The following is a 10799-nucleotide window of genomic DNA, read 5'->3' on the forward strand; positions in this document are numbered from 1 at the left end:
AAACCTATCATCTGAAGTGAGCAAATGCTTTGTTGGCTTCTGCCATTTTGTGAGTATCTTCACGTTTCTTGACTGCTCCACCCATTTTATTAGAAGCGTCAATAATTTCATTTGCTAATCTTTCTTCCATTGTTTTTTCATTTCTTAAACGAGCATATTGAATTAATCATCTAAGTGCTAAAGTTTGTTTTCTTTTTGAACTAACTTCAACAGGAACTTGGTAGTTTGAACCACCAACTCTTCTTGATCTAACTTCAAGTTGAGGTGAAATATTTTCAATTGCTAAATTAAACACTTCTAAAGGTTCTTTTTTGGTTTTTTCTTTTATTAAATCAAATGCATTATATAAAATAGTTTCTGCAACTGATTTTTTACCATCTAACATAATAGTATTAATTAATTTAGTAATAGTTTTAGAGTTAAATATTGGATCTGCCAACACATCTCTAACTGGTGTTTTTGCTTTTCTTGACATAATTTTTTCTCCTTATATTTAACTTTTATTAGTTAGCCTTAGGTTTTTTTGTTCCATAAATAGAACGACCTTGTTTACGTTTTTCAACGCCGGCTGCATCTTGAGTTCCACGAACTATTGTATATCTAACTCCGGGCAAGTCTTTAACTTTACCGCCTCTAATTAATACTACTGAGTGTTCTTGTAGATTATGTCCCTCTCCTGGGATATAAGCTGTAACTTCTTGTCCATTTGATAATCTAACACGGGCATATTTTCTAATAGCTGAGTTAGGTTTTTTAGGGGTCATTGTACCAACACGAGTACATACTCCACGTTTAAATGGACTAGGAATTTTTGTTTCTTTTTTATGCAAAGTATTGAACATTGTACCTAAAGCAACAACTCTAGATTTTGCTTTTTTTGGTGTACGTCCTTTACTTACTAATTGACTAATTGTAGGCATTTAATAAATTCCTTTCCTAATTTTTTATTGTATATTTGCATATATTTAAAGATATTTAATTAATATTTTTTATATAGTTAATAAATAAATTTATAAAAAATACTTTAGTATTATACAACAACTTAGCCGGTGTTGCATAAAATTTTTTATTTTTTTATTTAAATTAAAAAATCGCATTTTTTAATGCGACTTTAAAATAATATAACTAAATAAATGCACAAACTACAGCAATAGTAATAATAGCCCAAATTGCTAATATTAATGCTAAACCAGCTATATAATAAGGAAATAGTTTTTTCTTGTTTATAGGTTTATCATTTTCTTCATTTGGTTTATTTTCTTTATCTATGCTAGTTTCTTTACTATCATTAATTGAAACAATAGAATCTACAATTTCTTTATCTTCTTCTTTTAGAACTTCAGAATCTTCATTTTGATTTTTAATATTCTTTGTTTCAACAAAATCATCTTGAGAATTATTTATATTTTCAAAAGTAGTTTCAGAAGGCTTAACAAAAATTTCTTCAGATTTATTTTGTGCTACTTTTGGTTCTTCAAATTGTTCTTTAACTATTATTGTAGTTGTAGGTCTTGCATAGTTTATTTCAACAACTTCATTAGTTTTACTTGATATAGGAGTAATTTGAGGTTCTTTAATATATACTAGCTCTACTTGTTCTTTTTTAGGTTTTAAAATTGGTTGATCAATTGTTATAGTTCTATCACTTATTATTACTTTTGGTTCAGATGGCTCAGATTTTGTAACTATTGCAATAGGCTTTTCTACAACAACAATTGGTAAAGGCTTTTCTTTAACTTTCTCAAGTTGAACATTTTTATCATTATTAGTTTCAATATTAGCAGTGTTAGTGTTTTCTAAATTAGCTAAAAGCGTAGTATTAGTAATAACTTCATCATTTTTAAGAAATGCAAGTGGTTTAAACTCATTCTTATCAAATGTTTCGGGATCTAATTTAGGATTATAAATAGCGGGTTCAGAATTATCAAATTCAATTAAATTGAATTTATAATTATTAAAAATATAATCTAATAACGGAATATTCTTAGTTTCTTTTTTAAGAACTTCATAAATAATTCTAGTTTTTATATTAGAGGTATAGTTATTTTCATATTCAGCAGCTTCTGCATTAATTTCATTAGCAATTCTTTTATCTAATTTAGTAGCAACTAATTTTTTCAATAATTTATCTTCAATGTTAGTAGAATTAGACATAAGTTTTGAAAAGCTACAATATGATATGTTTTGCATTCCAAGTCCATAATATCTATTTACTTCTTTAAGCAAGGAAATATGTGTTGCAATATTTTGAAATACAAAGAATTGAGCTTTATTGAAAATATTTTTAATTCTTTCATTTCATTCAGTAATAAATAATCTTTGATTTTGAATATTTTCTTTTGAAATTTTATATAAGCCCAAAACTCTTGAAGCATTAAATTCACATTCTCTTGGCGGTCTAATAAATGTATGATATTCATCTAAAATAGTTTGTCCATTAGTTAAAATAATAGAAAGTTGAACAACACTATATCTTTTTTGCTTACGGTTATCACAATATTCCATATTTAAAATTGCATATGGATTGCATAAGTTTGAAGTTATATTTATTTGATGGTTTTCAATAAATTCTTTTGTATTTTTATTTAACATTTTAGTATTAATAAAATCATTTACTAATTCATTTAAAACTTTTTCTGCAAAATATTCATAGTTATTATAATCCATAAGAAATTCTTGACCAGTTTTAACATTTAAAACTTTATATTTATAATTGAGAAGTTTTTTATCAATTAAAGTATTTTTATTGTTTTCAATCTCATTTTCAATCATAAATTTATACATTAAAACTTGTAGCAAGTGTTTTGGTTTAAGATCATTAACATATTTAAATTCTCAAACAGTTTTATTTTCATGATCTATAAAATCAACACGACCGCTTAAATTACATTGTTTAGTTTTTGATAAATATCACTTAGTACTTAGTTCTTTTTCAATTTCAAAGTTATTAGTTGAAATATTTTTATCTTTTAAGATTTTAATAATTGAATTATGGATATCATTAGTATATCATTCAAAATAAGATAATCTAAGTTCACTATTTCTTTGACTATTAATTAATTTTTTATAAAAATTAAACATTTTTTCTGCAGCATTTTCTTTTTTATCAAATTGTTTATAAAGTTCATTAGGATTACTAAAAATTGATTCAATGAAATTACCAATTAAACTATTAGCAGACATTTCTTGAACATTAAAAATTTCAAGTAATTCTGTTGGCAATTGGACATCTATATTATCTAAAAAAGCGTTTTCATTTTTAGAACTGCTTTGTTTTTCTCTTAAGACGATTTTTTTGTTTTTATCAAAAATTGATTCTGAAAAATTATTATTTTTTAATAATTCAGTTACACAATAATTATCATTGTTTTTCTTAAGGTCATCTTTAATGTTAGATAATTTGTTATTGCTTAAAAAAGTTTCTTTAATAACTTTTTCATTGCCAATATATTCAAATTCATTATATGTACTTAAAAAAGAATCTTTAAAAATTGAACAAATTTTATTGGTATATTTTTGACAAACAATTGTTCTTTCATATGCTCTTGTTAAAACAACATAAATTTGGTTATTAATAAATTCATTTTTTAATTTATTTGATTTTGCTTCAAAAAGACGATTATCAAAATCCATAACAAAGATAATATCTTTATTAATTCCTTTTATCGTATAATTATTAAATATTTCAACATTTTTCAAATTGTATTTTTTTATAAATTGATAATATTTTTCATAAATTTGATTTGATTTATCATATAAATCGCTAAATAATACAATACCTATTTTCTTTTCTTTATTTTGAAAATCACTAATGGTACTCAACATTTTGTTAAATAAAAGGTTTTCATTTTCATATATTCAATAATCAAAAAATCCTTTAATGTAACCTTCATCACAAATAATTTTTTCATTAACTTTTTCTAAAAGATTTGTGTTTTCGTTAATAAATTCCCCAACTTTTCTAGGCAATTTTTTAGTCACAGTAAAATTAACTGTTTCAAATTTTTCCATTACAGGTTTATTTCTAAAGTTAATTATTTTATCTGCATACATCAAATAACGATAGTCAGAAGCATTGTACTCGTCAAAGGCAAATATAGTTTGATTTTTATCACCGATTAGGCAAACATTAAAATCATTATTTTCACATGTTTTTTTATTGTTTTCTAAAATAATTTTAATACTATCAAACATAGTATCGTTTATATCTTGAAATTCATCGATAATTATTAAATCGTAGCATAACTTGTTTTTATTAAAATTAGTTTCAGCTAGAAACTCATTAGTTTTGTTTAAATCATTATTACCCGGGAATTTATTATCAGATAAATAATGCATAAAACCATAAATAGTGTATACATCAACACTATTATTTTTATTTAAATCAAAAGACTCAATATTATTTTTAATATTTTGATTTATTGCATGATTAAAGGTCAAGATTAAAACTTTTTTGTTTGATAATTTGGCTTTATTTTTAAAGTTTTCTAAAATGTAAAAAATAGAATATGTTTTACCTGAATTAGGAAAACCATTTACTATTACATTTTTTTTATTTGAAATTAAATCAACAACTCTTTGTTGTTCGATTGAAATTTTTGGTAAATTTAAAGTATTTTGTATTTTTTTCATAATGCATGTAAAATTATATACTATTTTTCTTTTTATTATATAAAAAGAAAAGACGCTCATTTTAAAGAGCATCTTTTTTTGCTTATATATTAAATTTGAAAATTTAATAAGTTATTATCATTTAACATCTTTACGTGAAAGAGGCATTGACATACAACGAGCATTTCCCATTCCAAGAGATAATTGATTACCTTTAAATGGTAGAACTTTAATTCCATTTGCTTCTAACGCAGCATTTGTTTTTACGTTACGTGAATATCCTACAACAACACCTGGTTTAATTGCTAAGTAGTTTGTACCATCGAAGTGTGTTTCAACAGCGGTTTCAATTTCGGTTGCACCTTTTCCTGCGATAGGAATTAAAACTGGTTTTTTGTTGATAATTGATTCAAGTAATTTATCAAGAGGAAGACCATTTACAACTGGTTCTGGGTTGCTTCCGCCATTAACTAAATCGTAATCTCAGAATTTAAATACGTCATTTGCAATAGGTGAGTATAAGAATTTATCTTTGTCTAACATTGTAAGTCATGTGTCTAGATGCATTAAGTTTGTTCATTTAGGAACATTAATTGCAACTATACGTTTGAATTCACATTCTTTATTTGCTTTAATATTTTTAGCTAATAAAGTAATAGTTTCTAGGTCAGTTCTTTCTGAAACACCAACTACTAATGTATCATTGTTGTAAATAAATACGTCACCACCTTCAATTGACAATTTCATTGCTGGGTCATAGTATCATGGAGTTTTTACTAATTTAGGGTGATTTGTAAAAATGAATTTGCTAAATAAGGTTTCACGTTGTCTAACTTTGTAACGCATGTAGTGAATTGTAACACCATTACCAACTGATGCAAATGGGTCACGAGTAAAGTATAAGTTAGGCATTGGGTCAACTATTAATTCTTTATCTGCTTTAATTCCTAAATCATATTTAGTAATACCTGCCATCATGTATTGGATTAATTCTTTTGTTGATTTTAAAGATTTTAAGAATTTTTCTACAGCTTTTCTGTGTTCAGGTGAAAGAACAGGTTCTGAGTCATCTAAGAAATCTTTAAGTAATTTTTCTTGTGTTTTTTTGTCTACTAAGTTGTATGTTTCAACTACTAAGTCAACTAATTCAACAACATTAATTCCTTGTTTTTTAAGAATTTCTACGAATTCTTTGTGTTCTTTTCTAGCATCAGTGCTTTCAAGAATAGCTGAGAATAGAAGTTCATCTAAACGAGCTGGGGTAATGTAATCAATTTCTTTTCCTGGTTCATGTACTAAAACTGATTCCAAATCACCAATTTCTGAGTAAACATGAATTCCATTAAATTTGTCGCTAAATACAGACATTTAATTTCCTTTCGTTATATAAAATAAATGTAAATTTTTAAATGTATAAATTTCCTTATTTATTTAAATAAATAATTTTTATGATATAATTTCATATGTCTTACAAATGTTAAAGACATCGAAAAATAAAAATTATTTATTAAGGTTTCTATCTATACAAGTATAATTATACTCTTATATGAAGTTTCTTTATTCATAAACATAATTATTTTATTATTTAGTCAATCTGATTTTGTTACTTTTACTATCTAATTAAATATTTTTCACTTTTTCTCTCTTATTTTTATTTATTTTATTATGCTAAAAGCTTTATAAGGAGTATTTAAATATGGAAAATCTTTCTATGATTGATATAGCAAAAGAAGCTATAGGAAATTCTTCTAAGACATTTGATGAAATTTTTTCAACAGTAAGTAAAAAACTATTAAATAATTGAAAACTTGAAGCTGGCGAAAATATTTCAGAAAATGAATTATTAGAAAAAAAACGTGGTGAGTTCTATAAATTATTAACTATTGATAGTAGATTCTTTAGAAATAATGATGGCACTTGAACAACCGTGAGACCAACTAAATAGGGCAAATCTTATTGCTCTATTTTTTTATTTTATAAGTCTTAACTTTTTAAAAATAAATTTATTCATAAAAAAGTTGAGACTTTTATTTTTTTCTTCTTATATATTTATATATAAGAAGGCAATTTTAAAAGTCTCAAAGTTGAAATATTTTTCTTAATTAGCATGAAAATATTTGTAGAAGAAAAAATATGAAAAAAGAAAACAAAGATAGTAAAAAATCGCCAAACAAAAATCCGGGTGATATAATTAAAGAAAGAAAACTCACAAAAAATGAATTTCTTTTAATTATTTCGCAATTTAAAGATATTGAATACAAAGAATTAGTATTTAAGAAAGATAAAGAAAACTTTTATATGTGTGCTTTATGCAATGAAAGGAATTTTAAAGAAGATATGCCTATAAAAAAGCCTTTTGATGAAGATAAGTTTGCTCTTAAAATTCTTGTAAATTTTAAAACTTTGTTAATTGAAGATATATTACCTGAATTTGGTAAAAAATTAAAAGAAGAAATAATTTACGAAGTTAAAAATAATATATTGCCAGAATTTGGTAAAAAATTAAAAGAAGAAATAATGAATGAAATTAATCCAAGATTTGAAAGACTAGAATCGTTTCACAAAAAAGATATAGAAAAATATAATCAAAATTAATAATAAAATATTATGAAAAAAAACAAAAAAAGAAAAACAGTATATTTTACATTTTTATTTGCTACAAATGTAGTTGCATTTTCTTTTTTGTCAATTAAATGTAATTTAAATAATAAAATAGATCCTAAAAATCCAGAAAAACACGACTTAGAAAAAAATGACCCAAATAAACCTAAACCAGAAGAAAATTCAAGTAATAGTGTCGATGGATATAAAATAGACAATAGCAAAACATTTAAACCTAACTTTGCTTATAAAATTAAAGTTTCTTATGTTAAAGATGGAGATACATTTACAGATGAAAATAGTAATAACTATAGATTTTTAGGCATTGATACGCCTGAAACCAGAACAAAAGATGCAGATGGAAATTGAATAGAAACACAAGGAAACCAATTTAAATTTGGCAAATTAGCAACAAATTACACCACTAATTTAACTTATACTTCAATAATAAATAAAAGCGAATATGATGGAATATTCCCAAAAGAAATATATGTAGTGCCTCAAAAAACTAGAAACGGTAAATCTGAAATCACAGACCATTATTGAAGAATAGTTGCAATTATTTATATAAAAGATATTTATAGTAAGTTTTGATGTTCAAATGACCTATTAGTAAGAAAAGGATATGCTAGAATGAATTACATTAGTCTGAATTCTTCATCTAAGTACTTTACTGAAAATATTAAATATTACAAATTTATAGAAAATGCTCAAAATGAAGCTAAAAAAAATAAATTAGGTATTTGACAAGATCCTTCAATATATACTGAAATATATCCTAAATAGGATATTTTTTAGTCGTCTATAAAATTAGAAAATAATTTGATTTAATGGTAAAATAATAATTATTAATTTATATAAATAATTAATACAAAAAATTCATTATTAAATAATATTTTGAGGTAAATTATGAAACTTGAAAAAGAAGTAAATAAAAGAAGATTTTTATTTGCAATTGATTTAGATGGTACTTTGCTAGCAGATTCTGCTGAAGGAACTATTCATCCAAAAACTGAAGAATTTATTAAAAAAGCCATAGCAGAAGGGCATATAGTTTCAATTATAACTGGACGTCCTTGAAGAAGTACTAAACCTATTTATGAAAAATTAGGCTTAAATGCCTTGGTTGGTAATTATAATGGGGCTCATATACATAGTCCATTAGATCCATTTTTTATACCAACAATTTCTTATTTAGACCTTAATGAAGTTCTTTATATCTTAGGAGACCCAAAAGTTAAAAAAGAAATGACTAACTTTGCAATTGAAGGGCCTGACTGAGTTCAATTACAACATAGAGATGAAAACTTAGAAAAAGTTTTTGGTTTTAACCAAGCTACTAAATTTAAGGTAAATATTGATCTTAATAAATTACCGCTTAAACCTACAGGAATAGTTTTTGATGCTAATTTAAATACAAATGTTTATGAACTTTTGACTTATTTAAAAAGAAAATATGGGGATTTAGGTGAATTTTCTTCATGATCTAAAGGAAAGGGTTTAAGTCCAATATTTGATATAACTTCACTTGGCGTAAGCAAGGGAAAAGCAATTTCTCTTATGATGAGATATTACAACATTGACATTGATGATACTATTTGTATTGGAGACTCATATAATGATGGAACTATGTATGATGTTGTTAATGTTGGAGTTGCACCAGCAAATGCTGAACCATATATCAAACAACTTTCAACTGTTGTAATGAAACAAACAAACAAGGAAGGCGCTGTAGGATATTTTTTAGAGGCATTTTTAAAGAATCCAGATAAATACATTAAAATGGGCCAAAAAAGAAGAATCAATGAAGAAGATAAACTTCAAGTTGTAAAAGCTGATAATTTCTTTAATGAAAACGAAAACAAATAATGACAAATCAATTTTTAGACAAATATAATAATTTTATAGGCGTTGATGAAACAGGCGTTGGCGATTATTTTAGTCCAATAATTTCTGTAGCCTGTTTTGTTTTGCCCCAAAATATAGACAAACTTTTAGAACTTAAAGTTAATGATAGTAAGAAATTATCTGATAATTATATTTTGCAAATAGCTCCCGAAATTAAAAAATTAGTAAAATGAAAGAAAACTGCATTAACCCAAAAAGGTTATAACAACTTAATAAAAGCAAATATAAATAATAATGAAATAAAAACATTAATTCATTTTTCTTCAATTAATAATTTATTGAAAATTATTCCTGAATGTTTAGAACCAAATGTTCTTATCGATCAATATGTTTTAAATGAACAAATTTTTGAAAATCATTTTAATAAATTAAATTCTTTAAAATGAATTTCAATTACTAAACCTAATGCAAAAATAGAATTAATTACTAAAGCAGAAAGTATAGCAATTCCTGTTGCTTGCGCTTCAATTATTGCAAGAAGTTTGTTGCTTGAAACAATGCAAGAACAAAATAAAAACTATAAATTTGATTTCCCACTTGGTGCTTCAAATAAGGTGATAGAAAAAGGTAAAGAATTCATTAAAACATATTCTATTGAAAAACTAAATGAAGTAGCAAAAGTTTCCTTTAAAACTACTAAAAAAATCCTTGAAGAAATTTAATTATTAAATAGACTTGATAGTCTATTTTTATTTTATTTTTTTGAAAAATAAAATAATTTATTAGATAAAATAATTTACATTAATAAATAAATTAAGGGGAAAATATGTATAAAGTTTTCAATGATGGGATGATTGAAGTAATAGTCGGTCCTATGTTTTCGGGAAAAAGTGAGGAGCTACTCAAAAGACTTAGAACTCTTGAATATGCAAAATTAACACCACTAGTTATTAAACCAAAATTTGATAGTAGATTTTCAGAAAGTGAAATTGTTTCAAGATCTGGAGTTAAACATGATACGCATACATTAAACAATATTAGAGAAGTTTATGATTTATTAAAAAATAAAGAATATAAGGCCATTTTAATTGATGAAGCACACTGATTTAATGATGAACTTGTTAAAGTAGCAGATGATCTTGCAAATAAAGGGTATTTAGTAATAGTAGCCGGTCTAGATATGGATTATTTACGTCGCCCTTTTGGCCCAATGCCTAAATTACTTGCAATAGCTGAAAGAATAACTAAACTTCAAGCTATTTGTGTAGTTTGTCAGCACGCTGCTTCTACTTCATTTAGAAAGTCTGCCTCAAGCGAACTAAATGTGCTAGGCGATATTGATATTTATGAAGCGCGTTGTCGTAAATGTCATAATTTAGGTATGAAGAAAAAATAAAGTAAAAAGACTCAATATATATTTTGGTATGAACCCCAAATATTGGACTTTTTAATTGTGTTTGGACTTATTCCTGTATTGAACAGGACTAAGCCCTTTTAATTTATTAACAATTCTGTCATTATTATAATATGAAATATATTTTTCTAAAGCAGTTTTAAATTCTTTAAAACTTTTAAATCTATTTTCTTCTTCAAATCAAAATTCTCTTTTTATAACACTAAATAAACATTCAGTGGGACTATTGTCTAAACAATTTCCTTTTCTTGACATGCTTTGAATTGTTTGTTTCTCCTTCAAATAATTTATATACTCTTCATGAGTATATTGTCATCCTTGATCA

11 protein-coding genes are annotated in these 10799 nt (G+C 24.9%); 6 read left to right on the top strand and 5 right to left on the bottom strand.

The features are described 5' to 3' along the window. Nucleotides 1–4: 4 nt before the first annotated feature. The 4 genes from rpsG to arcA form a co-directional block, all read right to left on the bottom strand. The gene (rpsG, locus tag F795_RS0102640) at nt 5–475 is read right to left on the bottom strand and encodes a 30S ribosomal protein S7 (protein ID WP_022936182.1); all 471 of its coding nucleotides are present in this window, start codon (nt 473–475) and stop codon (nt 5–7) included. A 28-nt stretch (nt 476–503) separates the two neighbouring features. Continuing rightward, the gene (gene rpsL / locus F795_RS0102645) at nt 504–920 is read right to left on the bottom strand and encodes a 30S ribosomal protein S12 (protein WP_022936183.1); all 417 of its coding nucleotides are present in this window, start codon (nt 918–920) and stop codon (nt 504–506) included. A gap of 205 nt (nt 921–1125) precedes the next feature. Beyond that, nucleotides 1126–4632 carry an AAA family ATPase gene (locus F795_RS06785; RefSeq protein WP_022936184.1) on the bottom strand — a complete coding sequence of 1169 codons (3507 nt, stop codon included), beginning with the start codon at nt 4630–4632 and terminating at the stop codon, nt 1126–1128. A gap of 114 nt (nt 4633–4746) precedes the next feature. Beyond that, a complete protein-coding gene (gene arcA / locus F795_RS0102655; protein ID WP_022936185.1) occupies nt 4747–5979 on the bottom strand; it encodes an arginine deiminase in 1233 nt (410 codons plus the stop codon). Between the two features lie 328 nt (nt 5980–6307). Here arcA and rpoE point away from each other — a divergent pair, with 328 nt between their 5' ends. From rpoE to F795_RS0102685, 6 genes are all read left to right on the top strand, one after another. Next, nucleotides 6308–6556, top strand: a complete 249-nt coding sequence (rpoE, locus tag F795_RS06790) for a DNA-directed RNA polymerase subunit delta (RefSeq protein ID WP_022936186.1) — start codon at nt 6308–6310, stop codon at nt 6554–6556. 188 nt (nt 6557–6744) lie between these two features. Continuing rightward, nucleotides 6745–7206: a hypothetical protein gene (locus F795_RS0102665; protein WP_022936187.1), complete on the top strand. Its 462-nt coding sequence runs from the start codon at nt 6745–6747 to the stop codon at nt 7204–7206. Between the two features lie 12 nt (nt 7207–7218). Continuing rightward, complete coding sequence (locus F795_RS06795; protein ID WP_022936188.1) at nt 7219–7998, top strand: thermonuclease family protein; 780 nt, start codon at nt 7219–7221, stop codon at nt 7996–7998. Between the two features lie 123 nt (nt 7999–8121). Then, a complete protein-coding gene (locus F795_RS06800; protein ID WP_022936189.1) occupies nt 8122–9081 on the top strand; it encodes a Cof-type HAD-IIB family hydrolase in 960 nt (319 codons plus the stop codon). Next, nucleotides 9081–9782 (top strand): ribonuclease HIII, encoded by a 702-nt coding sequence (locus F795_RS0102680; RefSeq protein WP_040538436.1) that lies wholly within the window; start codon nt 9081–9083, stop codon nt 9780–9782. The genes F795_RS06800 and F795_RS0102680 overlap by 1 nt, the downstream gene beginning before the upstream one ends. Before the next feature lie 104 nt (nt 9783–9886). Continuing rightward, entirely contained in the window at nt 9887–10456 is a 570-nt protein-coding gene (locus tag F795_RS0102685) for a thymidine kinase (protein ID WP_022936190.1), read from the top strand. Nucleotides 10457–10507: 51 nt separating this feature from the next. Here the strand turns inward: F795_RS0102685 and F795_RS06805 are convergent. After that, nucleotides 10508–10799, bottom strand: a 292-nt coding sequence (locus F795_RS06805; RefSeq protein ID WP_022936191.1) for an IS3 family transposase, incomplete at its 5' end; no start/stop codon positions are given.

This window comes from Metamycoplasma orale ATCC 23714 (assembly GCF_000420105.1).
GTDB lineage: Bacteria > Bacillota_I > Bacilli_A > Mycoplasmatales > Metamycoplasmataceae > Metamycoplasma > Metamycoplasma orale.